Origin of the sequence: Microbacterium sp. B35-04 (assembly GCF_010634885.1) — a bacterium.
In the GTDB taxonomy this organism is placed as follows: domain Bacteria; phylum Actinomycetota; class Actinomycetes; order Actinomycetales; family Microbacteriaceae; genus Microbacterium.
Map to the genome: position 1 here is coordinate 1 of NZ_MWLP01000037.1, position 23,651 is coordinate 23,651.

Genomic DNA, 23,651 nt, shown 5'->3' on the forward strand with positions numbered 1-23,651 from the left:
GGGCGAGGGCGAGAAGTCGCGCTTCCAGGCCGGCCGGGCCGACTCCTCGTTCGTGAGGCTGCGCCCGGAGCGCGTGCTCGAGGTGCGATACGACCAGCTGGAGGGCTGGCGGTTCCGGCACACGGTGCAGTTCGAGCGCTGGCGCCCCGATCGCGACCCGTCATCCTGCACATACGAGCAGCTCGAGGTCGTCGCTGCCTACGACCTCGCGGACGTCCTGGTCTGAACTCAGCCCCCACGCGCCCTCTCGCAGCCCACCCGCGCCTCGGCAGCGGGCGCCGGTGCTGCGCGGCGGGACCCCCTGTTCGGTCGATCAACGCGGGTGTACCGTGCGGCCAGAGTCACCGCTGACGGAGGCTTCCATGGCCGAGTCCCACCACCGGGCACCGCGACGCCGGGCCGGAGTGCGGCGCGCTCTCGCCGGCGCGGCGCTCGGCGCGCTGCTGATCGCGACGGGTTGCGCCGTGGCTCCCTCGCGCTCGCTCACGGAGGTCATGGGTGAGGAGCTGGCGTCGGTGTTCGACGTCGTCTACGGCGAGGAGACGGTGCGCGCCGTTATCATCCAGCAGCACGGCGAGCCCGTGTACGAGTGGTACGTCGACTCCGCTCCCGACGACACGTGGGACGTGCGCGGCGTCACCAGGATCGTGACATCGACCCTCGTCGGCATCGCGATCGATCGCGGCCTCATCCGCGGGGTCGACGCGACGCTCGGCGAGCTGCTCCCCGCGTATGCCGGGATTCTCACGCCCGAGACGGCTGCCATCCCGCTGAAGTCGGTGCTCACGCACACCGCGGGTCTTCCGCTCAGAGTCGGCGCGTCCGCCGCGGCCGCGCCGGACTGGATCGCCGCGATCCTCGCCGAGCGAACGGCCCGCGACCCCGTGGGCGGCCGGGTGCTGCCGTCGGACGCGGGCGCCCACATCCTCTCCGCGGTGATCACCCAGGCGACCGGGATGTCGCTGCTGCAGTTCGCGCAGCAGGCGCTCTTCGATCCGCTGGGCATCGACACCGATCCGCTGTGGGAACAGCGCCTGGCGTCCGTGGCCGATCTCCCGGCGCTGGTTCCCTCGTACGACGACGCCGAGATCGCGTGGCCGGCCGACCCCCAAGGCGTCACCCTGGGCTGGTCGCATCTGCGACTACGCCCCTCGGATCTGCTCCGGATCGGTGAGCTGTACCTCGACGAAGGCGCCTGGGATGACACGCAGGTGGTGTCGCCGACCTGGGCCGTCGAGGCCACCTCCGCCCTGGTCGCCACGAGAGACATCGGCACGACGAGCTACGGCTATCAGTGGTGGGTCGACCGGCCACGCGAGGTCTACTACGCGCAGGGCGACGGCGGCACGGCACTCGTCGTCGATCGGTCGAGGGATGCCGTGGCCGTCGTCGTATCGGAAGTCACCGCCGACGACCCCCGCGGCACGATGGGGCTCACACCGGCGACGGCGGCCGGTCTCGCGATCGCGCTGATCCGGAACCTGCCCGACCCCTCGGAGTGATCGAACCTGGGTCACCCCTCGTCCTTCGGCCAGTTCTCGGGGTTGATGCGACTCGGCTGCACGCGCGGCGGCTCTCCGGGCATCTTCGGGAAGTCCGGCGGGAAGGGCAGCTCACCGAGGCCGTCGTCGAGGTCGCGCTGCCACCACTCGAGCAGCGTGTCGATGCGCCCGGGCTTCGCGAGCAGGTCGGCCCACGGGTCGCCGATCTCGGCGAGCCGCTTCGGCACGGTCCGCACCGTGAACATGGCGGGATCGACACCCGCCTCGAGCTCGTCCCAGGTGAGCGGTGTGGAGACGGTCGCCGTCGGCAGAGCCCGCGGGCTGTAGGCGCCTGCCATCGTGCGATCCCGATTCGCCTGGTTGAAATCGATGAAGATGCGCTCGCCGCGCTCTTCCTTCCACCAGTTCATCGTGACCTTGTCGGGCAGGCGCCGCTCGAGCTCGCGCCCGGCCGCGATGACCGCGTGGCGCACATCGAGGAACTCCCACTCCGGCTCAATGGGGCAGAACACGTGGATGCCGCGGTTGCCGCTCGTCTTGACGAACGCCGTCAGACCCGCCTCGGCGAGCACGTCGCGCAACGCGGGGGCGACGGCTGCGGCATCCGCGAAATCGGTTCCCGGCTGCGGATCGAGGTCGATGCGCAGCTCGACGGGGTTGTCGGTGTTCGCCGTCAGCGACGCCCAGGGGTGGAAGACGATGGTGTTCATCTGCACGGCCCACACCGCCGCGGCGATCTCGGTGAGGATGATCTGCGGATGCCGTCGCCCGCTGTTGTACGTGACGGTCTGGGCTTCGACGAACGCCGGCGCCCCCTTCGGCGGGTTCTTGGAGTAGAACCGCTCGCCGCCCACGCCGTCGGGGAAGCGCTCGAGCGACACCGGCCGGTCGCCGTTGGCGGCGAGGAAGGGCCCCTCCACCGCGATGAGGTACTCGGCGAGTTCTTGTTTCGTGATTCCCAGTTCGGGCCAGATCTCGCGGCGGGGATTCGAGATCCCGACCTCGCGATCGCCGTCCGGACCGGGCACGGTGAGGGTGATGCGCTCCGACGCCATGGTCCGACGCTAGCGGGCAGCCCCGACAGAGGCCACCCGCCCGCGGTGCGCGAGATTCAGGAGACGCGCCGCCGCGGCATCCGTGCTCCCCGGTGGCGCCGGCGTGTCTCCTGAACTTTCGACGGACCCGGCGATCGCCCTCACCGTTCGACGGGGAACACCATGTGCGTCACCCGCGTGCTCGGGATGATCGTGGTCGGATCGCCCAGCCGCACCGCTGCCGGGTCGACGTCGGCGAAGTAGCGGTGGCCGCTGCCGAGCACCACCGGCACCAGGTCCACTGCAACCTCGTCGACGAGCCCGGCGGCGAGCGCCTGACCCGTGACCGTGCCGGCGGCGAGCGCGACCGTCCGATCCCCGGCGATCTCCTGCGCACGCGCGACGGCGGCCTCGATGCCTTCGGTCACGAAGTGGGCGTTGCCGGTGTGGGCATGTGCCCACGCCGTCGGTGCGTCGTGCGTCAGCACGACGAAGGGCACACCCAGCGGGTGCTCGCCCTTCCAGCCGTCGGTGATGTCGAACAGCAGCCGTCCGACGACGAGACAGCCGATCTCGCCGACTCACTCACGCCAGTAGTCGGCGCTCGCGGGCGTCAGGTGGAACGACGCGGGCTCGCTCGCGGTGACGACCTCGACGTCGCCGGCCTCGTACCAGTCGAACAGCCGTCCCGGGTCGTTGTTCTCGTGGGCGACGAAACCGTCGAGTGACATGGATGCTGAGGCCACGACCTTGCCCATGGCTCAGCTCTCCCCGGAGAGCATCTTCTCGAGCTTGTCGTAGCCCTCGCGCATGCCGCGCTCCATGCCCTCGGACTGCATGTTCTCGAGCACCTCGATGCTCGAGAACACGCTGCGGTCGGCGATCCGCGAGCGGCCGCCCTCGAGCGTCTCGAAGCGGATGACGTCGATGCTGACCTCATCGGGCCAGCCTTCGTACTCGAACGTCTGGATGATCAGTTCGTTCTCGCGCACGGTGTGGAACACCCCGCGGAACGCGTACTCGCCGTTGGCGTCGCGCTGGACGAAGCGGTAGCCACCGCCGGTCCGGAAGTCCCAGTGCGTGATCTCGGTGCGCTCCTCGCCGGGGCCGATCCACTGCCCGAACAGCTCGGGGTCGGCGTGAGCGCGGAACAGCGCCTCGACGGGCGCGTCGAATTCGCGCGTGATGTCGGCGTACGACGTACCCGGAACGGCTTCGATGATGAGGGGGTTGCTCATGATTCCTTCTCCTTCGTGTCGGTCGTGCGAGGGGTCCTCAAGGCTGTTGAGCGGTGGCGGCGGGCGAGACCCCCGGCGTGCCCGCAGCCGCGGTGGAGGTCGAGGTCGCGAGCAGCGTGTCCAGTCGGCGGTACGCGCGCTCGGCATCCAGTCGATAGCGGTCGATCCAGGCGGTGAGCTGCTCCAGCGCTGCGGCGTCGAGATGGACCGGCCGACGCTGCGCGTCTCGAGACCGGGTGACGAGGCCGGCGTCTTCGAGCACCTTGATGTGGCGCGACACGGCCTGCATCGTGATCTCGAAGGGCTCGGCGAGCTCACCCACTGCCGCCGGGCCGCGGCTCAGGCGTGCGATGATCGCGCGGCGCACCGGGTCGCCCAGCGCGACGAACGCCCGGTCCAGCTCCTGATCGTTCATACTCAACAGCATCCTTTATCAACATCTATGTTGAATAGAGTACGCGCACGTCGGCGAATGTCAACACTCGATCACTGCGGAGCCCCGGTCGTTGAGCGAGCGAGGAACGAGCGAGACGAAACGCCCGCACCCGGCGCGCGACCTCACCCCCGGTCGTTGAGCGAGCGAGGAACGAGCGAGACGAAACGCCCGCACCCGGCGCGACCTGGTGACGCGTTCAGCCTGTGAGCGACAGCACCGGGCCGAGGTCGTCGCGCGTGAGGCGGATCCACGGGCCCGCGGGATCCACCACGACGCCGGTGATCCCCTCGTCGCTGGTCAGCGCGCGCGACAGCTGGGCGGCGGTGATCGGCGCCGCGTTGTCGCCGCGGCCCATGACGGCGACCTCGAGCGGGTGCGAGTAGATCTCGAGGTAGCGTGCACCGCTTCCGTCGCGGCCCTCGGCGAGACCCGGCGCCCCATTGTCCGCGGTGCCGACGGCGACCCAGAGTGGCACGCGGGTGAGCGCCTCGGCGACCTTGGCACCGATGTCGGGCGTGCGCTCGGCGGCGAGCAGCGTCTTGACGGTGAGCTGCTGGTCGGCTTTCTCGACGGCGCGCTCCAGAAGCTCCTTGGGCAGGACGGCGCGCGACGGCGCCGACGCCGGGTCGATGATGATCCCGTCGTACGAACTTCCCAGCACGTGCCGCAGCACGGTGAGCACCGGCTGGCCCATCGCGGACGTGTCGGCGTCGCCGTCGGCCTTGAGGCTCGCCTGCAGCGCCGCTCCGCTCGAGAACACGAGCGCGAACGTGCGGTCGCCCGCGTTGGCGACGGCGAGCGGCAGACCCTTGCCCTCGGCGAGCAGGGTGCGGGCGTCGCCCTTCACGCGCAGGAAGACGTGGCCCTGCATCAGCTGTCGCGCGACGTCCAGCAGCGCCTGCGATTGCGGCGCGTCGCCGACGCGGCCGAGCGCCGCCCGCAGCAGAGCGTTGTCGCGCAGCCCGGGCACCGTTTCGGTCTGCTCGGGCGCCGTGCGCATCCACTCGCGCGTTCCCATCCGCGGTCGAGGCCCCGGCGGCATCGGCTCGTCGCCCTGCGCCGCGCCCTCGGCCCCCGCAGCCGGCGCGGGTGACACACCGAGCCCCCCGAACGACGAGACCGAGATCGACACGCCGGCCGCGGCATCCGCGTCGGAATCCCCCGCAGGAGTGCCGGCATCGGCGTCGACCACACCCTCACCCTCGGCCGCACCCGCGGGCGCCGCCTCGCTCGCTGCCGGAGCCGCGGGGGCGGGGTCGGCGTCCGGCGTCGGCGCCTCAGCCGGAGACGACTCGGGCGAGGGCGTCGACTGCTCGGCGGGCTTCTTCGGACGGCGCGAGAACAAGGCCATTGTGCGAGCCTAACCCGCCGCCCTGATCTGCCGATCCGGTCGCGTCAGCGCTCTCCCGTTCACAACTCAGGAGGGGTGCGTGTGGCCGGGCGGCGTGACCCCGGAATCCCGCGGTCGGGCGCTCCGCGACGACTCCGCCCGCCTGAGTTGCGAACAGAGCGAGGGCCGTCACCCCAGCGCCGCAACCCCCGCAGCGATCACGCCGATGCCGACGGCGAGAAGGGATGCCGCAAGCACGACGACTCCCGCCCACAGCAGTGCGATCGCCCGACCCGGCCGCTGCGGGTCGCGGCCCAGCACGGAGAGGAAGAACCCGCCCGGGATCAGGATCGCGCTCGCCAGCACGCCGACCGACGCCCATTGCCACGGGAGCGCCGCCCCCGCCGCCGAGGTCAGGAGCAGACTCACCAGTCCCAGCAGCACGAGCACCCCGGCGTGGGCGTGGCCGGCGCGGAAGAAGGTCTTCTGCAGATCGTTGAACGGCAGACCGTGCGACGCGATACGAAGTAGGAAGGTGCCGCCCGACATCACGCCGATGACGGTGAGGATCGTCGCACCGGCGACGATCGTGAGGACCGGGTCCATGATGACCTCCATTGGATAGTTACGCTCTCCAGTATTGGATAGGTATACTATCCAGCACAAGACCCCGGAGGGCCGCCGTGAAGATCTCGGAACTGTCAGAGCTCAGCGGCGTCCCGGTCGCCACCGTGAAGTTCTACATCCGCGAAGGCATGCTGGCCCGCGGCGAGGCCCTCTCGGCCACGCGGGCCGAGTACGGCGAGGAGCACCTCAGCCGGCTGCGGTTGATCGCGGCGCTGGCCGATGTGCGTGGCCTGCCGCTGGCGCGCGTCCGTGAGGTGCTCGCCCTGATCGACGCTCCGCTCGACGATCCGATGGAGACCCTCGGGCGCGCCGTCGGCGCCCTCCCCCCTTACGTCGACGGCGGAAGAGACGACTACCCGCGCGCACGGGAGGCGATCGCCGAACTCGGTCTGACCTACGACGCTGACTTCACCGCGGTGGCTCAGCTCGACGAGGCACTGCGCGCGCTCGACGCGGCGGGGTTGGATGCCTCCCCCGCCGCACTCACCCGCTACGGCGCCGCGATGCGGCAGGTCGCGGCGGACGAGGTCGCCCCGATGGGCGCCATGTCACCCCCCGACGCTGTGGCGTACGCGGTGCTCGGGACAGCGATGTACGAGCCGGTCATGCTCGCGCTTCGCCGCCTGGCGCACCACCACCTGCTCGCGGAGCGAACCGCGCACGACCCGGTTCGTTGAGCGAGTGAAGCGCGTCGCGACGCGTCGAGCCACTCGTGTGCGCCAGGTGCGCGCGTTTCGTCTCGCTCGTTCCTCGCTCGCTCAACGACCGACCGAGGAGTACCGGTCGTTGAGCGAGCGAAGCGAGACGAAACGCCGGCAACTCACCCCGCTCCAGATCGACGGCTGCCCCGTCGGCGCGAGCCGCTGCGTCAGAGCTTCGAGATCGGCGCGATCTTGATCAGCAGCTTCTTCGGACCCGCCGCGTCGAACCGCACGTGCGCCACGCGCTTCGCGCCTTCGCCGGTGACGGCATCCACTCGTCCCTCACCGAAGTCGTCGTGACGGATGCGGTCGCCCGGCGCCAGCTCCATGTCGCCGTTGTCGCGCACCTTGGAGGGGATCTTGTTCGCGAAGCGCTCGAGGTTGCCGGCCGGCTCGCGACGCGCGAGCGGCACCAGGTCGTCGCCGTAGCGGCGCCCTCCCGAGCCGCCGAGTCCGGAGCCCGAGCCCGAGCCGCGCCGCGCGTTGAGCGCCCGCGACTGGGTGCCGCCGCGGGAATTGACGTCGCCGGGCGACTGCCGCCAGTGCAGCAGCTCGTTCGGGATCTCCTGCAGGAAGCGGCTCGGCATCGCCACCGTCACCTCGCCGAACTGCGCGCGCGTCATCGCCAGTGAGAGGTACAGGCGCTTGCGGGCACGCGTGATGCCGACGTAGAAGAGGCGCCGCTCCTCTTGCGGACCGCCCGGCTCGCCCGCCGAGATGCGGTGCGGGATGAGGTCCTCCTCGACGCCGGTGACGAACACCGCGTCGTACTCCAGGCCCTTCGCGGTGTGCAAGGTCATGAGCGAGACCGAACCCGAGGCGTCCTCGAGGTCGTCGGCGTCGGACACCAGCGCCACCTCGGTGAGGAAGTCGAGGAGGGTCCCCTCGGGGTTGTTGCGCGCGAACTCGCGGGCTACGGCCACCATCTCATCGAGGTTCTCGATGCGCGCCTCGTCCTGCGCGTCCTTGCTGGCCCGCAGCGCGTCGTAGTAGCCGCTCTTGTTGAGCAGCAGCTGCAGACCGTCGGCGACCGCGGTCGGGGGCGCGAGCTCTCCCGAGGCGGGAAGCATGATCTCGGATGCCTCGGCCAGCACCGCGTCCAGATGCGCGATGGCCGCCTGGATCTTGGGCCCGACACCCAGCGCCGACGAGTTCGCCAGCGCGTCGCGGAACGTGATCTGCTGGTCCACCGCGTAGCGGGAGATCGTCTCGATCGTCACGTCGCCGATGCCGCGACGCGGCCGGTTGATGATGCGGCGCATCGCCATCTCGTCGGCGGGGTTCGCCACCGCCACGAGGTAGGCCAGGGCATCCTTGATCTCGGCGCGCTCGTAGAACTTCGTGCCGCCCATGATCTTGTAGGGCAGGGCGGAGCGGATGAAGATCTCTTCCAGCGCACGGGACTGCGAGTTGGTGCGGTAGAACACCGCCACCTGCGAGTAGTCGACGCCCGCCCGCCGCAGCGCCTCGATCTCGTCGGCGACGAACTGCGCCTCGTCGTGCTGCGAGTAGCCGGTGAAGCCGATGATCTTCTCGCCCTCGCCGACGTCGGTCCACAGGCGCTTGTCTTTGCGGTCGAAGTTGTGGCCGATGACGGCGTTCGCGGCCGACAGGATGTTCTGGGTCGACCGGTAGTTCTGCTCGAGCAGCACGACTTTGGCGCCCGGGTAGTCCTTCTCGAACTCGCTGATGTTGCGGATGTCGGCGCCGCGGAAGGCGTAGATCGACTGATCCGAGTCGCCGACGACGGTGAGCGATGCGCCGGCATCTTCACCGGTCCCTGCGCCCGTGGAAGGGGCCTCGAAGATCATCATACCGCCGGATCCGGCCAGGGGCGCGGCATCCGATCCGGGCGGACGCGTCAGCTCATGGATCAGCGCGTACTGCGCGTGGTTGGTGTCCTGGTACTCGTCGACGAGCACGTGACGGAAACGCCGGCGGTACACGTCCGCCACCTGCGGGAACGCGCGGAACAGGAACACCGTCTGGCCGATGAGGTCGTCGAAGTCGAAGGCGTTCGCCCGCTGCAGCTCGCGCTGGTACGCGCCGAACAGCTCGACGAAGACACGTTCGGCGGGATCGCTCATGTTGGCCGAGCGCGCGTAGGACTCGGCATCCGCCAGCTCGTTCTTGAGCTTCGAGATCTTCGACTGCGTGGCCGCGGGAGTGAGCCCGAACGCATCGGCCTCGTGCTCTTTGACGAGCCGCTTGATGAGCGCACGCGAGTCGCCCGAGTCGTAGATCGTGAACGACTTGGTGAACCCGAACTGCTCGGCCTCGCGGCGGAGGATGCGCACACATGCTGAGTGGAACGTCGAGATCCACATGCCGCGCGCCGAATCGCCCACCAGATGCTCGACGCGCTCGCGCATCTCGCCCGCGGCCTTGTTGGTGAAGGTGATCGCGAGGATCTGGCTCGGCCACGCCTCGCGGTTGCGCAGCAGCGACGCGATGCGGCGCGTGAGCACGCTGGTCTTTCCCGAGCCGGCGCCGGCGACGATCAGCAGCGCCTGTCCGCGGTACGTCACGGCCTCGCGCTGCTGCGGGTTCAAACCTTCGAGAAGGTCTTCGTCGGAACGCGCGCCCACGTGCGGCGCAGCGCCCAGCGGGTGGGCGGCGTCGAGGACGATCGGACGAACGGTACCCGCGCCCGGCGCGGTCGGAATGGCGTCGGTCATGTCCCACCAAGTCTAGGTCGCCGCGCCGACACCGGCCGGGCGCATGCCGCCCTCGCATCCGCGGACGCGGGCACGCCGACTCTCACGAAAGACGGGATGCTGCGGCCTCCAGCCGCCGCATCGCCTGCGGGACCTCGTCGAGGCGTTCCGCCGCCTCGTCCCGGGCCACCTCGGCGATCCTGTCGTACGCGTGCGACAGCTCCCCCGCGCGCCCGGCGAGGGCTGCCTCATGATCCACCCGCTGCGCGAGCACCATGGCGTCACGGTGTGCGCCGAGCGCATCGTGGATGTCGTCGCCGGCCTCCACAAGCGCCTCCATCTCCTTCGTGCGCAGCCCGGGAGCGGCTTCCGTGACGGACTCCGCCACATACCGCATGCGACGTGCGGCCTTGCGGAGGGCGTGGTAGCGCGCATCCGTGCCGTCGAGCCGGGAATCGGCCTTCTCCACGCGACGCGCCTGTCTCGCCACCGCCGCGGCCAGCACCTCCGCGGCCTCGCGATCGGGCTCGACGGGAATCGCCGCATCGACGAACTCACGCAGCAGCCGCGCGCGCTCCTCGGCGCGCGGCGAGCTCGCGAGCTCCACCAGCCGCTCATGAGCCACCGAGTAGGCCTCCTGCTCCCTGCCGACGAGCCGCCGTTGCACGTCCGCGTCGTCGATCCCCGCCCGCGCCAGCATCTCGGCCGCGACATCGGCGCGCACCTCGATGTCGCGCACGACGCCGAGTTCCCGCCCCCACTCCACGTAGGCCACGCGCACGCGCTCGGCCGCGCGGGCGTCCAGCGCGTCTCGGAAGCCTCGGAGCACGCTGCGCAGGCGCCTCACCCGCACGCGGTGCTGATGCACACCGTCCGGCTCGTCGGCGACCGCGGCCGGCAGAGTCGCCTCGACCTCGTCCGCGGCGCGGCGCACGATCTCGCCGAGCACCTCGCCGAGCGTCGGGCTCCCCTGCGGCCTTCGCACGTCCCGAGCTTAGAGATGCCGGCCACGTCACGCGATCCTCACCTTCTCCGGGAAGGCGAGCACGCCCCGAAGGCCGCGGTAGCGGCTCAGAGCAGGCGGCGCGCCGAGGCCCAGGCCGTCAGCTCGTAGCGCGACGACAGCTGCAGCTTCCGCAGTACCGCGGACACGTGCGACTCGACCGTCTTCATCGAGATGAACAGCTCGGCGGCGACCTCCTTGTAGGCATAGCCGCGGGCGATGAGCCGCATCACCTCCTGCTCGCGCGCCGACAGGCGATCGAGCTCGTCGCTGGTCGCCGCCGTCTCGCCGACCGCCGCGCCGAAGGCATCGAGCACGAAGCCGGCGAGACGCGGCGAGAACACCGCGTCCCCGCCCGCGACGGCGTGCACCGCCTGGCTCACCTCTGCACCCGACGAGCCCTTCGTGATGTAGCCCCTGGCACCGGCACGGATGACGCGCACGACGTCCTCCGCGGCGTCCGAGACGCTCAGCGCGAGGAATCGCGTCGTCGGCACCATCGGGCCGGCCGCACGGATCACCGCTTCCCCACCGGCCGCCTCGGGGCCGGTCGCGGCCGCCCCTTGCCCCGACGGCAGGTGCACGTCGAGCAGCACGACGTCGGGACGCGTGGCCTCGATGACGGCGACGGCGGCAGTCGCGTCGGCGGCCTCGCCGACGACGTCGATCGACGCGTCGAGGTCGGCGCGCAGTCCGGACCGGAAGATGGAGTGGTCGTCGACGATCACGACGCGAACCCGGTCATCAGCCACGGCGCACCTCCGATGCGGCGCTCGGCGCAGAGCCCGAAGCGGTGGGGTTCAGGCGGCCGGAACCGCCGGATGCGCCCGCGGAAGCAGACGTCGGGGCCGCCCCGAACCGCAGGTGCACCTCGGTGCCGCCGCTCGCACCCCGACGCACAGTGGCAGATCCTCCGGCGCGGCGCATGCGGCCGAGGATCGATTGACGGATGCCGAGCCTGTCGTCCGGCACATCCTGCAGGTCGAACCCGGGGCCGCGGTCGCGCACGTACACATCGACGGCGTTCGCGTTGCCCTCGATGTACACCGACACGTCGCCGCCCGCGTGGCGCGCGGCGTTCAGCATCGCCTCGCGGGAGGCCGCCGCCACCTCGCCGCTGGCTCGCTCGGCCGGAAGCCCGGCCGAGACGACGTCGATGCGCACCGGGTAGTCCAGTTCGAGAGCGGCAGCGTAGTCGCGGAGGTCGGTCGAGAGATCGCTGTCGGCGGCGGCATCGCCGTCGTAGAGCCACGCCCGCAGCTCCCGCTCCTGCGCGCGGGCGAGGCGCGCCACCTCGCTCGAGGCGCCTGCGCGATTCTGGATGAGTGCGAGCGTCTGCAGCACCGAGTCGTGCAGATGCGCGGCCATCTCGGCGCGCTGCTCCTCGCGGATGCGCCGCACGCGCTCCCCCGACAGCTCCCGCCATTTGTCGATCAGCATCGACGAGTACACGAGCACGATTCCGAAGATCGGCATCAGCGCATAGACGAAGCCCGCCACCCCGACCTGCTGCAGGGTCGTCAGCTGGGCGAGCAGCAGCACGAGCAGCACCACGGTCACGACGATGCGCACGACCGCCTCGTGCCGCGGCCCGCGCGCGGGATCGCGACGATCGACCAGCGTCGCCCAGGCGCCCGCCGCGACGGCGAGCGCAGTCGCGGCGAACACGCCGCCCGTCCACCCGGGCATCGACGTCTGCACCATGCCGTTCCCCGAGAACAGCGCGATGGCCGCCACCGTCGCCACCGTGGCGGCGATCGCCGCGCCGGCGAGGATCCACGCCACCGGCGCGCGCCGCGTCGGCACGCGCACCGGGGATCCGCCGAGCACGGCGCTGCGCGCGGGGTCGCGCGCGGGGTCGTGCGCCGGGTCGAACGCGGGGTCGTGCACCGGGTGATCCGCACCGCCCGGCGCAGCTGCCCCGCCCGCCGTCGCGGCGTCCGGCCCGGTGCCGGGCTCGACGTCGTCCCAGGGCATGAAGAGCCAGAGCCACGCGTACAGCAGCACGCCCGCACCCGAGACGAGCGTCAGCGCGACGAAGCTCGTGCGCACGATCCAGACGGGCCACCCCAGGTGGCGTGCGAGGCCGGCTGAGACGCCCGACACCACGCATTCCCGGGTCCGCCGCAGCGGTGGCCGCTCGAGTGCCACCGTCGGTCCGCCGCCCGCCGCGGCGCCGCCGGCAGCGACAGCCGCCTCCCCGGCCGCTGCTCCGCCTGCCGCGCCCGCGCTCGGCGGCGGGGTCGCGGGGACCGCAGCGGGCGCGTTCGAAGGCATGCCGCCATCCAATCACCGCCCTCCGCCCCCGACCACACCCCGGCGCCAGGATCAGGGAAGCGTCAGGGGATCACCCCATAGCGGGCGCCTGCCGGCGGCGGCCAGGGTGGAACCATGACCGACACCACCTCCGCTCCCCCCGCCGACCCGGGACCGCCGCCGCCCGCGCCATCCGAGGCGCCGCACGCATCGGACCGGTTCTTCGACTGGGTGCGGGGGCTGGGCATCGCCCGGGGCGACGCCTGGCTCGGCGGCGTGTGCGGCGGGCTCGCGGCACGCCTGCGGATCGACCCCATCATCGTGCGCGGCATCTTCGTCGTGGTCGCGCTGCTCGGCTTCCCCGCCCTTCTCGTCTACGCGATCGCCTGGGCGCTGCTGCCCGACACGGATGGCCGCATCCACCTGCGCGAACTCTTCCACGGCCGCTACGACCAGGCGATGACCGGCGTCTTCATCCTCGCGGCCGTCGGGTTCGTGCCGGTCGTGCCGTGGCTGCGTAACGTGCTGCTCTGGCCCGTGTGGGCGCTCACCGGCTTCGCGCCGTGGGCATGGGACGGCGGCGCCGCGGGCGTCTCGGCCCTCGATGTTCTCGGCTTCCTGCTGGGCGTCGCCCTCATCGGCGGACTCGTGTTCCTCATCGTCCGGTCGGCACGCGCCGACCGGTCCCCGTGGGCGGCGGCGCAGACGGCTTCCGTGCCGCCCGTCCCCCCGGTCGCGCCCCATTCGGGTGACGGCGCGACCTCTCCCTTCGCGGCGACTGCTGCAGGGGTCACGGACCCGGCCGGTCGGGCGCCGGCCGGGTCCGTAACGGGAGATGCGGCGACGGATGCCGCGACCCTCGCGGCGGCAACGCTCGCTGCCGACCCCACCAGCGTGGCCGGCGCACCGGCCAACGACGCGCAGGTCGCCGACTGGCGCGCGCGACAGGAGGCATGGCGTGCGCAGAACCAGGAGTGGCAGCGCAGCCAGCAGGACGCGGGCCGTGCGGCGCGCGAGCAGGCGCGCCGCGAACGCGAAGCCGCCGGCACCGCCTTCGCCCGCGAAGCCGAGGAGCGCCGTCAGATCCGTCACTCCACACGGCCGCGCACGAGCTTCGTGTTCGTCCTGACCGCGCTGGGCGCCGCGGTCGTGGCGGGTGCCCTCGCGGTGCTCGCCACCGCGTCCACGTCGTTCGCCGGAGCCATCGGCGTGTTCACCGCCGCTCTGGTCACGGCTCTCGCCATGGTCGTCGCCGGCTTCGCGCGCCGTCGCAGCGGCTTCCTCACCGCCGTCACGATCGTGCTCCTGGTGATCGGAGGATCGGTGGCTGCGGCATCCGGTCCCGACCGCTTCGCCGTGGGCAATGTCAACCTCGGCACTGCCACCTACGAGCAGGCGCTCGTCCAGCCGTTCGGCAGCACGTTCATCTCGGTCGGCCCGCTGTCGGACTCGGAAGACGTCCGTGCCGGCGGCGTCGTTCTCACCAAGGGCATCGGAGGCACCGACATCGAGGTCTTTCCCGGCACCGTGCTCGAACTCGACGCGACTCTCGGCGACGGATCCGTGGTCTTCGAACGACTGCCCGGATCCGGCGGCGGCGATGTCGAGTCGGGCACGGTGAAGCCCGGTGGCGACGGCACCGTCGACTGGCGCATCAGCAACGACGATCCCTCCACCGATGCCGTCACGACGCAGCACATCACCCTCGACCAGCGCACCGGCTCGGTCCGCGTCACGATCTACGAGAAATGAGCCTCGCCATGAGCACTTCTGAGATTCCGGATGCCGCCCCCGGCGCCGAGGCCCGCACCCAGCCCGCCCACACCGACCCCGCGGACACAGCGGCCACCGCCGTCCTCCCGCCGCCCTACGTCGACACCCGGCCACCCGCCTGGGAGGCGCCGGTCGCGACGGCTCCGACCGCGGCGGCCCCGACCGCGGCATCCGTGGACCTCACCGGCCCGCGCATCCGCTGGGCGGGGATCGTGTGGGGGCTCGTCCTCGCCGCGATCGCCGCCGCCGCGCTGTGGATCCTCCTCGACCCGGCACGACAGGCCGTGCTCACGTCGTGGCTGGTGGGCCTGAACCCGGCGACGGCGATCGCCATCGCCGTGCTCCTCCTGGGCATGTTCGCGCTCATCACCGGCATCGTCGGCATCGCCCGCCGCGCCCAGCGCGGCCTCGAGCGCCGGCGCGCGGCATCCGCTCCCGCCCGAACCTGACCTCCCGAACAGGTCAACCGCGCTTCCACAGGAGGTTGAAACGAACCAACCTCCTGTGGAAGGCCGGTTGACCTGTTGAACGGAGCGACAACAGCCCGGCACCCCCGCCTCACAGCGGGTTCGCGGCATCCGATCGAGAGAATCGACCCGTGCGCACCCTCCTCAACATCATCTGGCTCGTGCTGTCGGGCTTCTGGATGTTCCTCGGCTACCTGCTGGCGGGGGTGCTGCTGTGCATCCTGATCTTCACGATCCCGTGGGGCATCGCCTCGTTCCGCATCGGCCTCTACGCACTGTGGCCGTTCGGCCGCACCATCGTCGACAAGCCGGGCGCCGGCGTCGGATCGTTCCTCGGCAACGTGGTGTGGGTGATCCTCGCCGGCTGGTGGCTCGCGATCGGCCACATCGTGACGGGCGTCGCGCTGTGCATCACGATCATCGGCATCCCGCTGGGCATCGCGAGCTTCAAGCTCGTGCCGATCTCGCTCATGCCGCTCGGCAAGAACATCGTCCCCGCCGATCTGGTCCGCGCCGCCTGAGCGGCGGGTCTACTCCCCCGGCAGCCAGGCCTCGATCGCCTCGACGACCTCGGGAGCATCGGGCTTGGTCTGCGGCGCGAACCGCTTGACCTCGCCCGAGGGGCTCACCAGGAACTTCTCGAAGTTCCACGTGATGCGGCCCTTCTTGCCGTCGACGTCGGGCGTTCCGGTCAGCTCCTGGTAGAGCGGGTGAGCGTGGCGACCGTTGACCCGCACCTTCTCGGCCATCGGGAAGGTGACGCCCCACGTGGTCGAGCAGTACTCCGCGACCGCTTCTTCGGTCGAGAGCTCCTGCAGGAACTGATTGCTCGGAAAGCCGATCACCGTGAAGCCGCGGTCGGCATACGCCTTCTGCAGCGCCTCGAGCTGTTCGTACTGCGGCGACAGTCCGCATCGCGACGCGACGTTGACGACGAGGGCGAGCCGTCCGTCGGCGAGCTCGCCGAAGGTGGTGCTGTCTCCGTGGATCGTGGTGACGGGGATCTCTTCGAGGGTCATGCGTTTCCCTTCCTTGCCGTTCATCAGGCGACGGATGCCGCGCGTGCGTCGTAGCCGCGCATCGAGCTGCGCAGCGACCGGAGCGTTCCGATGACCGACTCGGCGTCGGCGGGCGTGACCTGCATGGCCTCCGCGACGCAGCGCTCGATATGGCCGAGTTCGCCGCGCACTGCCAGGGCGTGCGCGGTGGCGGTGATCCGCACCGAGCGGCGGTCGGTGGACCGGTGCTCGCGGTGCAGATAACCCATGCGCTCGAGCCGCCCGACGAGTCCCGAGACACTGCTTGCGTCGAGCGACAGCGCCTCGGCCAACTCGCCCGGCGATACCTCGTCACGCTCCCACACGACCGCGAGCAGCATGAGCTGCTGATAGGTCAGCCCCCACGGCTCGAGCAGGTCGCGGTAGAGCTGCAGGGTCGCCTGCATCGATGTGTACAGCGCGAAGCACACCGACGATTCGAGCGGGGTCCCGGTCGTCGTCATGGGCAAAGCTTTGCATACAAACTATTGGCATACAAGAGAAACGGATACCGCCGCCGCCGTCCGCGCCGATCGCGGAGAACCGCGCCGCACACGCGTTCGCGCCGTGCACCCGAGGGCACACGGCGCGAACGCGGTGGATCCGGCACCGCCGCGCAGCGGCAGCGCCGGGGTGGGATCACTCGGCGACGAGGCTGCTGCAGCCTTCGTCACCCTCGCCGACGCAGACCACGAGGGTCGCGGCGTCGACGAGCGCGTCGGGAACCTGGAAGCTCCACACGTAGCTGTACGACTTGCCGGGCGCCATGACGACGTCGACCGACTGCTGGGCCACGGCTTCGGCAGAGAACGAGTCGTCAGCCGTCGAGCGGAACACGGGAGCAACGTCGGCTCCGGTGAGATCCTCGTCGGTCACCCACTGGGCGACGTTGGCGGTGACCCACTGGGTACCGGCCTCAGCGTCGCCGAGGGCGCCGGCTGCGGTCTCGTCGGGCACGATTCCGCTCCACACCTCGAGCTGGGCACCGTCGGCGCCGACCCGCTCGCCGACCGCGGCCGGCTCGCTGACCGACGACTCCACGATCTCGGCGGCGGGCGCCGTCTCGGTGGGCTCAGACGCGGCGGTCGATGCGCAGCCCGCGAGAAGCAGGGCGGAGACGGCAGCGATGGACAGGAGTGATGTGCTTCTTGAGCGCATGCTGATTACCTCTTCGAATCGATTCGGGGGATGCTTCTAAAATACCCCTTCGACCCGTGTGGTCCGACCACTCCGCTCGACTCCCCTCCTTCAGGAAGAGGCTTTCGCCGCCGCCTTGCGGCGCCGCCATGGCAGCGCCAGCGCGGTGCCCACGACGAGCAGCACCGCGGCGAAGGCGGCCGCGGCCCAGGGCGTCGCATCCGGGATTTCGAGGTAGGTCGTGATGCCGAGGATGCGGGCGAGTCCCCACGGCAGGAGCCCCATCTCGTCGTTCCACAGCGTGAGCGCCGCCTCGAGCCCGACCAGCCCCACGACGATCGACGGCACCAGCAGACCCGCACCGACCGCGGCCAGCACGTACCCGGTGGCGCGGCGGGCGCGCACCTGCGCCGCCAGCGCCCACCCGGCCGCGACGAACACCCAGACGAACAGCGCGAAGGCGACCGCGATATAGGCGGTGCGCAGCACCGGATCGGTCCAGAACGCAAACCAGTAGCCGCCCGGTCCCGTGAACGACAGCGCGAACAGCGTGACGATGCACCGAAGTGTCACCACACCGCCGACCGCGGCGATGACCGGCCAGGGCGACCGGCGCCAGACGAACAGCCGCACGACGAGGGCGAACACGGCCCAGGTGCCGATCGTGACGGCCACATGGGTCCATGACAGGAACGACGTCTGCACCGCCCGTGTGGCGACCAGCAGCCCGGCCGGCACGATCAGCAGCAGCCAGCGGTCGAGCTCGAGCAGGCCGAGCGTCGACTCGCGCGCCCGCCACGGGCGGGTCGAGGCGATCCAGGTCGCGCGCGCGGCAGCGGCGCCCGGCCGGGCGACCAGTCGCGTGCGCGCGGCGAGCATGCCGATCACCACCCACGCGATCGCGAGCAGCAGCAGGCCGCGGGCGAGCCACGCCATCGTGAGGTCGCGCTCCGCGCGGTCCACGCCCAGCTGTGCGGCCGTGAGATTGAACGCGGGGTAGTCGAGGTCGCCTTCGTACCGCTCGAGGTGCGTGGCGGCGAGTGCCTCATACTCGGCGCGGTCGGCATCCCACTGGGCGTACGCGTCAGGCGAGAGGGTGTCGTGCCACTCCCCCTGGTGGAGGATCATCGCCCGATACGCCTGGAGCAGCCTCAGGGTGTCGAGCTCGTAGTCCAGGGTGTCCACGAAGGCGTCACGCATGTCGGGCGAGCGCCAGGTCGCGGCATCCGTCCCCGTCACGAGGTCGCGCATCCGCTCGACGTCCGCGACCGCCTGCGCACCCCCCGCGATCGCCGCGTCGACTCCGCCGGCACCTTCGGCACTGTCGCGCACGATCGCGTAGAGCACATCGAGAACGGCGGAGTCGCCGGTGAGGATGTCCCACTCGAAGATCCACATCATGGGCGGAGGCTCGAGCCCGATGGCGAACACCCGCTTGTCGGCGAACTGCTCGATGTACATCCCCTGCGCGATGGCGTCGCGCGAGAGGGCCATCGCCTCGGTGATCGCCTGCACCGTGGCGGGGTCGTCCGAGAACCACTCCCGCGCCCAGTCGGCTGTCACCTCGGCGACGTCGGTGTCGGGGTCCTGCGCGAGCGCGGCGGCGACCTGGGTGTTCAGCTCGTAGAGCTGCCAGAAGCCCGACTTGAGGTAGAGCGACATGGGTCCGGCACGCCAGGGACCGCCGTCCTGCGTCCACACCCAGACGCCCTCGACGCGGTCGTTCGCGGCGAGCAGCTGCTGCAGCGCCGCCTGGTACTGCGGGCCGAGGTCGTTGGGGAACGCGCCGAAGTTCTCGAACTCGCGGCGGCTCTGGAACTCCACGATGCGTCGCTGATCGCCCCCCTCGAGGGTGTGGTTCAGGGGCAGCCAGGTGTAGAAGTCGCCGAGGGTGTACTTCGTCGACACGATGAGCGCGGGCGAGTCGATGCCGTCGAGCACCGCCTCGTACGACGCGTCGTTCGTATGCATGTCGCCGACGGCGCCGACGCCGACGCTCCACGTGCGGAAGATGACCTCGCGATCGGATGCCTCGGCCTGCGCCGTGAACGCCCCGAGCATCGTCCGCACCGCGTCGACGGTGGTCACTTCGAGCGCGGAGTAGTAGTCCCAGCCGCCCACGTCGTAGACGGGCCCCGCCTCGCCGATGCGGATCAGCACGCCGTCGAGCGCGGGAACCGCCTCGTACAGCTCATCCAGGCCGGCGGCGTAGACGTCCCAGAACTCGGGGTTCTCGGTGTCGAGCGACCCGAACCGGTCGATCAAGTAGTCCTCGAGCGGTCCGGTGAGGGCGAGCATGTCGGTGCGCAGGAAGACCTTCACGCCGAGCTCGTCGGCGCGCTCCCAGAACGGCGCGAACGCCTCGCGGAGGGCGAGGGCCTTGTCGCGGTGGTCATCGCCGTCGGGGTAGACCGCGCCGTCCGGCGCACCGTCGAACGTGACGAACTCGACGAACCCGGGGAAGGCCACGGCGTTGATGCCGTTCGCGAGCGAGTGGCGCAGGAACCCGTCGAAGTCCTCATACGCCGCGGCGAGCGCGGTGTCGTCGATGTACGGCGCCTCGGGCTGCATGACGGCGGCGAACGCCTTGGACGCGTGTGAGTAGTCGTCGCCCGACTCCCATGCGGCCGGGTCGGGCGTGACGCCGACGGCTCCGAGGTCGCTCATCCGCAGCGACAGACGGGATGCCGCATGCGCGCCGATCAGGTCGGTGAGAGGCTGTGCGGCCCGCACCTGGCCGGCGAGGTCGTAGATCGCCCGCGTGGCGCCCGCCTCGGTGTCGGCCCGGATGCGCAGCGCCGTGGCGTCGCCGTCCAGCGTGTAGCCGTCAGCCCCGTCACCGGCGTCCGCGTCGAGCATCTCGACGGTGAGGGATGCCGTCCCCGCGCGTGCGGGTGCGTCCGCGACCGCGTCGAGCAGCTCGTCCATCGCGACCCCGACACGCTCAGTGTCAGGCACGGTGAGCGTCGCGATCTCGGGCGGGGCTGCGGCATCCGTCGCCTCTGCGACCGCGGGGGCAGCCGACTGCATCTGCGCAGCCGGCTCGGTGCGGATGCCGAGCGCATCCCCGACCACGAACGCGACGCCTGCACCCATGGCCAGCAGCACGATAGCCGTGACGGCAGCGAGGATGCCTCGCCGTCGCGCCGTCGTCATCCTCTGATCCTAGGTGTGCCTCGCCGCGCCCCTGACCGTCGCCCTGGGACGTTGTACACCTGTTGTGGGCCCTTTGCCTCAATGACCCGCTCCAGGCCGATCGTTGAGTGAGTGAAGCGAGGCGTTTCGTCGTCGGGCGCCCTTCGCTCAACGACCGCACGCCACCCCCGGTCGTTGAGCGAGCGAGGAGCGTGGTCGTCGAGCGATCTTGCGAGTCGAAACGCAGAGACGAAACGCCCCGGACCGACAGCCCACATCGGTCCGAGGCATCCGTCCCCGCCGTCCTAGCTGCTCTTGCGCATCGCGCGGATGCCGACCGCCAGGCCGACCACCGCGAGCACGATCGCCGCCACCCAGCCCCACAGCACGGTGATGTTCCCGAGGTCGCCGGCGAACAGCGCGCGCTCGGCCTGCACGACCCAGTTGATGGGGTTCACAGTGGAGATCGCGCGCATCCACGCCGGTGCCTCGTCGAGCGGCAGCAGCATGCCCGACAGGATCAGCAGCGGGAAGATCAGCGTCTGCTGCACGCCCCAGAAGAGCCACTCGCGGTCCTTGGTCTTGAGCGCCAGCGTGTAGGAGAGCGCGCCGAGCCCGATCCCGAACACCGCCAGCAGCGCGAGGCCGATCACCAGCCCCGGCACATTGATCGTGAAGCCGAACGGCCAGGCGATGAGCACGATGATGAGCGCCTGCACGATGATCGGCACGATCTCCTTGAGCGCCCGGCCGACCAGCAGCGACGACCGCGCGAGCGGCGCCACAAGAGTGCGCTCGTGCGAGCCCGTCATCATCTCGTACTGCAGGTTCGACCCGGTCGCGCCGGTGCCGAACAGCACGATCATCACGAGCACGCCGGGCACGAACCACTGCAGCGTCTCGCCGACCGGCTGGCCCGACGAGCCGACGAGCAGCGGCGCGAACAGCCCGAGGAACACCAGCGGCTGCACGAGGCTGAAGATCAACGTGAACGGGTCGCGCATCGCCGGCTTCAGCTCGCGCGTCAGCACGTTCCAGGTGTCGCGGGCCGGGTTCGCCCGCACCGCGGTGTCGGGCCGGGTCTGGATCTGGGCGGTCATCGGTTCGCTCCTGTCTTCTCGGCCGCCAGGTCGGCGGTTCCGGATGCCTCGGCCGAGGCATCCGTCTTGTCATCTGCTTCTTCGGGCTCGCTCTCTCCCTCGCCCGCCTCGCGCAAGGTGCGGCCGGTGAGCGCCAGGAACACGTCGTCCAGCGTCGGCGGAACGCCGGTCGCGGTGCGGACGGCGAGACCCGCGGCGTCGAGCGCGCGCACGGCCGCGGGGAGCAGCGCGTCTCCCTCGGGCGCTGTGACGGTCACGAAGGTCTGCGCCGCGCCGCCGGCGGCTGCCTCTCCCCCGGTCCGGCGGACCTCCCGGTCGGTCAGCCTCTGCACGACCGCGACGGCGGCTGCGGCATCCGTCTCGGTCGTGAAGCCGAACGTGAGCAGGTCACCCGCGAGCTCGGCCTTGAGTCGCGCCGCGGTGTCGTCGGCGATCACGCGGCCGCGGTCCATGACCATGACGCGCTCTGCGTAGCGGTCGGCCTCCTCGAGGTAGTGCGTGGTGAGGAAGACCGTCGTGCCGTGCTGGGCGCGCAGGTCGATGATGTGCTGCCACAGGTTGGCGCGGCTCTGCGGGTCGAGTCCGGTCGACGGCTCGTCGAGGAAGAGCAGCGGCGGCGCGTGCATGAGGCCCAGCGCGATGTCGAGCCGGCGCTTCTGCCCGCCCGAAAGCTGCTGCACCGCCCGCGTCGCGAACCCGGCGAGGTCCAGCGACTCGATGAGCTCGTCGGCCCGCGTGCGCGCCGCGGCCTTCGACATGCCGTAGAACGCGCCCTGGCTCAGCAGCTCGTCGCGGGCGCGCTGCGAGAAGCTGCCGCTCGTGAGCTGGCCGACGTACCCGATGCGGGCACGGACGTCGGCGGGCTGCTTCAGGATGTCGAAGCCGACGACCTTCGCCGTGCCCGCGGTGGGCGGAATCAGGGTGGTGAGCATGCGCAGGCTCGTCGACTTGCCGGCGCCGTTGGGTCCGAGGAACGCGACGAGCTCGCCGCGCGCCACCTCGAACGTGAGGTCGGTGACGGCCTCGACGGTCTTGCCTTTCACGGTGAAGCGCTTGGTGAGTCCCTGCGCTTGGATGATCGATTCGTTCGCCATGACCTCAGGTTAGGAACCAATGCGGACAGTTACGGTCCGCAATGTAGGGCAATCTGGAGTCATGTCCGATACGACGACGCGAGCGCTCTCGCTCCTGAACCTGCTGCAGACGCACCGTCACTGGCCCGGCTCCGAGCTGGCGGATCGCCTGGGTGTCACCGAGCGCACCGTCCGGCGCGACGTGGAGCGGCTGCGCGACCTCGGCTATCGCATCGAGTCGTCGCCGGGCGCCGCAGGCGGCTACCGCCTCGAGGCCGGCAGCGCGGTGCCCCCGCTGCTGCTCACCGACGAAGAGGCCGTGGCCATGGCGATCGGACTGCGGGTCGCGGCATCCCAGCGGCTCGTCAGTGGTCCCGAGACGACCATCACCGCGCTCGCGAAGCTCGAGCAGGTGCTCCCCGCTCCCCTGCGCCGCCGGGTCGCCGCGCTGGCCGAGGCGGTGCAGCCGGCCGGCCTCAACGCCGGTGCGGCCGTCTCGGGCGAGGTGCTCGGCGAACTCGCCCTGGCCACGCGCGACCACGAGCGGGTGCGGTTCACGTACACCGCGGCATCCGGCGAAGTCACTCATCGCCGTGTCGAGCCGCACGCGCTCGCACCCGCCGACCGGCATTGGTACCTGCTCTGCTGGGATCTCGAGAAAGCGGACTGGCGCACTTTCCGCGTCGACCGGCTCGCCGATGTCGAGCACACCCGGGTGCTGTTCGAGCCGAAGCCGCTCACGCCCGAGCAGATCGAGGAGTTCATCTTCGTTGCGCGGTCGTGGGTGCGCCAGGCGGTCGAGGCCGACGCGGTGATGGAGCTGCCCCTCGAGACGATGCGCGAATACTTCGGCCAGTGGGGTCAGGGCGCTTCGGATGAGGGCGATGGCCGGACCCGGTGGCCGGTCGGCGGCGGGGACTTCCGCGAGACGATGTACGGCCTGTCGTGGATCCCGGAGGGCGTCGAGTACACGACCGACCTCGCCTCGCCCGCCCGCGAGCAGCTGCGCGAGACGCTGGAGCGGATGCTGCGCGCCCTCGACGCGCCCGCGCCGCCGCTGCCGCCGCAGCGCGCGAAGGAGCGCGAGCGGCAGCTGCCCGCCTGAGTTCGCCGGTCGTCGGGCGAGGGGGCGCCAGCGACCGAGG

The 23,651-nt window shown here is 71.0% G+C and carries 23 protein-coding genes and 1 pseudogene; 7 read left to right on the forward strand and 17 right to left on the reverse strand.

The genetic code is table 11. The annotated features are described in order from the left end of the window. Together B1729_RS10190 and B1729_RS10195 are read left to right on the forward strand one after the other, a co-directional pair. A pseudogene (locus tag B1729_RS10190) lies at nucleotides 1-226 on the forward strand (ATP-dependent DNA ligase); the annotation flags it as partial. Nucleotides 227-362: 136 nt separating this feature from the next. Next, a complete protein-coding gene (locus B1729_RS10195; RefSeq protein WP_163617976.1) occupies nucleotides 363-1,502 on the forward strand; it encodes a serine hydrolase in 1,140 nt (379 codons plus the stop codon). Nucleotides 1,503-1,513: 11 nt separating this feature from the next. On the opposite strand, the gene ligD is transcribed toward B1729_RS10195, so the two are convergent. The 7 genes from ligD to B1729_RS10225 all read right to left on the reverse strand — a co-directional run bounded on the left by ligD (nucleotide 1,514) and on the right by B1729_RS10225 (nucleotide 6,146). Then, entirely contained in the window at nucleotides 1,514-2,557 is a 1,044-nt protein-coding gene (gene ligD, locus B1729_RS10200) for a non-homologous end-joining DNA ligase (protein ID WP_163632555.1), read from the reverse strand. Between the two features lie 140 nt (nucleotides 2,558-2,697). Continuing rightward, nucleotides 2,698-3,036: a dihydrofolate reductase family protein gene (locus tag B1729_RS20725; protein WP_239539584.1), complete on the reverse strand. Its 339-nt coding sequence runs from the start codon at nucleotides 3,034-3,036 to the stop codon at nucleotides 2,698-2,700. Between the two features lie 81 nt (nucleotides 3,037-3,117). After that, complete coding sequence (locus tag B1729_RS20730; protein ID WP_239539585.1) at nucleotides 3,118-3,294, reverse strand: hypothetical protein; 177 nt, start codon at nucleotides 3,292-3,294, stop codon at nucleotides 3,118-3,120. A gap of 3 nt (nucleotides 3,295-3,297) precedes the next feature. Beyond that, nucleotides 3,298-3,774, reverse strand: coding sequence for an SRPBCC family protein (locus tag B1729_RS10210; RefSeq protein ID WP_163632557.1), 477 nt, complete (start codon nucleotides 3,772-3,774; stop codon nucleotides 3,298-3,300). Between the two features lie 37 nt (nucleotides 3,775-3,811). Next, nucleotides 3,812-4,189, reverse strand: coding sequence for a metalloregulator ArsR/SmtB family transcription factor (locus B1729_RS10215; protein ID WP_204318902.1), 378 nt, complete (start codon nucleotides 4,187-4,189; stop codon nucleotides 3,812-3,814). 217 nt (nucleotides 4,190-4,406) lie between these two features. Further along, nucleotides 4,407-5,561 (reverse strand): SseB family protein, encoded by a 1,155-nt coding sequence (locus B1729_RS10220; RefSeq protein ID WP_163632560.1) that lies wholly within the window; start codon nucleotides 5,559-5,561, stop codon nucleotides 4,407-4,409. A 168-nt stretch (nucleotides 5,562-5,729) separates the two neighbouring features. Further along, nucleotides 5,730-6,146, reverse strand: a complete 417-nt coding sequence (locus B1729_RS10225) for a hypothetical protein (RefSeq protein WP_163617982.1) — start codon at nucleotides 6,144-6,146, stop codon at nucleotides 5,730-5,732. A gap of 77 nt (nucleotides 6,147-6,223) precedes the next feature. On the opposite strand from B1729_RS10225, the gene B1729_RS10230 reads away from it, so the two are divergent. Beyond that, the gene (locus B1729_RS10230; RefSeq protein WP_163632562.1) at nucleotides 6,224-6,844 is read left to right on the forward strand and encodes a MerR family transcriptional regulator; all 621 of its coding nucleotides are present in this window, start codon (nucleotides 6,224-6,226) and stop codon (nucleotides 6,842-6,844) included. Nucleotides 6,845-7,035: 191 nt separating this feature from the next. On the opposite strand, the gene B1729_RS10235 is transcribed toward B1729_RS10230, so the two are convergent. From B1729_RS10235 to B1729_RS10250, 4 genes are all read right to left on the reverse strand, one after another. After that, a complete protein-coding gene (locus tag B1729_RS10235; RefSeq protein ID WP_163632564.1) occupies nucleotides 7,036-9,546 on the reverse strand; it encodes a UvrD-helicase domain-containing protein in 2,511 nt (836 codons plus the stop codon). A gap of 82 nt (nucleotides 9,547-9,628) precedes the next feature. After that, nucleotides 9,629-10,510 (reverse strand): CHAD domain-containing protein, encoded by an 882-nt coding sequence (locus B1729_RS10240; RefSeq protein ID WP_163632566.1) that lies wholly within the window; start codon nucleotides 10,508-10,510, stop codon nucleotides 9,629-9,631. A gap of 86 nt (nucleotides 10,511-10,596) precedes the next feature. After that, nucleotides 10,597-11,280, reverse strand: a complete 684-nt coding sequence (locus B1729_RS10245) for a response regulator transcription factor (RefSeq protein WP_163632568.1) — start codon at nucleotides 11,278-11,280, stop codon at nucleotides 10,597-10,599. Further along, a complete protein-coding gene (locus B1729_RS10250) occupies nucleotides 11,273-12,805 on the reverse strand; it encodes an ATP-binding protein (RefSeq protein WP_163632570.1) in 1,533 nt (510 codons plus the stop codon). Before B1729_RS10250 ends, B1729_RS10245 begins: the two co-directional genes overlap by 8 nt. Before the next feature lie 114 nt (nucleotides 12,806-12,919). Between B1729_RS10250 and B1729_RS10255 the strand changes: the two genes are divergently transcribed. From B1729_RS10255 to B1729_RS10265, 3 genes are all read left to right on the forward strand, one after another. Further along, a complete protein-coding gene (locus B1729_RS10255) occupies nucleotides 12,920-14,536 on the forward strand; it encodes a PspC domain-containing protein (RefSeq protein ID WP_163632572.1) in 1,617 nt (538 codons plus the stop codon). Between the two features lie 8 nt (nucleotides 14,537-14,544). Then, on the forward strand, nucleotides 14,545-15,006 hold the full coding sequence (locus B1729_RS20735; protein ID WP_239539586.1) for a hypothetical protein: 462 nt from the start codon (nucleotides 14,545-14,547) through the stop codon (nucleotides 15,004-15,006). Between the two features lie 149 nt (nucleotides 15,007-15,155). Continuing rightward, nucleotides 15,156-15,545, forward strand: coding sequence for a YccF domain-containing protein (locus tag B1729_RS10265; protein WP_163632574.1), 390 nt, complete (start codon nucleotides 15,156-15,158; stop codon nucleotides 15,543-15,545). Nucleotides 15,546-15,554: 9 nt separating this feature from the next. Here B1729_RS10265 and B1729_RS10270 read toward each other — a convergent pair whose 3' ends face one another. The 6 genes from B1729_RS10270 to B1729_RS10295 all read right to left on the reverse strand — a co-directional run bounded on the left by B1729_RS10270 (nucleotide 15,555) and on the right by B1729_RS10295 (nucleotide 22,527). Further along, nucleotides 15,555-16,043 (reverse strand): glutathione peroxidase, encoded by a 489-nt coding sequence (locus B1729_RS10270; RefSeq protein WP_163617990.1) that lies wholly within the window; start codon nucleotides 16,041-16,043, stop codon nucleotides 15,555-15,557. Between the two features lie 23 nt (nucleotides 16,044-16,066). Continuing rightward, the gene (locus tag B1729_RS10275; RefSeq protein ID WP_163617991.1) at nucleotides 16,067-16,525 is read right to left on the reverse strand and encodes a MarR family transcriptional regulator; all 459 of its coding nucleotides are present in this window, start codon (nucleotides 16,523-16,525) and stop codon (nucleotides 16,067-16,069) included. A gap of 175 nt (nucleotides 16,526-16,700) precedes the next feature. Beyond that, on the reverse strand, nucleotides 16,701-17,219 hold the full coding sequence (locus B1729_RS10280; RefSeq protein ID WP_163632576.1) for a hypothetical protein: 519 nt from the start codon (nucleotides 17,217-17,219) through the stop codon (nucleotides 16,701-16,703). Nucleotides 17,220-17,309: 90 nt separating this feature from the next. Beyond that, nucleotides 17,310-20,354, reverse strand: coding sequence for a hypothetical protein (locus B1729_RS10285; RefSeq protein WP_163632578.1), 3,045 nt, complete (start codon nucleotides 20,352-20,354; stop codon nucleotides 17,310-17,312). A gap of 284 nt (nucleotides 20,355-20,638) precedes the next feature. Further along, complete coding sequence (locus B1729_RS10290) at nucleotides 20,639-21,433, reverse strand: ABC transporter permease (protein ID WP_163632580.1); 795 nt, start codon at nucleotides 21,431-21,433, stop codon at nucleotides 20,639-20,641. Beyond that, nucleotides 21,430-22,527 carry an ATP-binding cassette domain-containing protein gene (locus tag B1729_RS10295; protein WP_163632582.1) on the reverse strand — a complete coding sequence of 366 codons (1,098 nt, stop codon included), beginning with the start codon at nucleotides 22,525-22,527 and terminating at the stop codon, nucleotides 21,430-21,432. The genes B1729_RS10290 and B1729_RS10295 overlap by 4 nt, the downstream gene beginning before the upstream one ends. Before the next feature lie 61 nt (nucleotides 22,528-22,588). On the opposite strand from B1729_RS10295, the gene B1729_RS10300 reads away from it, so the two are divergent. Continuing rightward, nucleotides 22,589-23,611: a YafY family protein gene (locus B1729_RS10300; protein WP_163632584.1), complete on the forward strand. Its 1,023-nt coding sequence runs from the start codon at nucleotides 22,589-22,591 to the stop codon at nucleotides 23,609-23,611. Nucleotides 23,612-23,651: the final 40 nt, after the last annotated feature.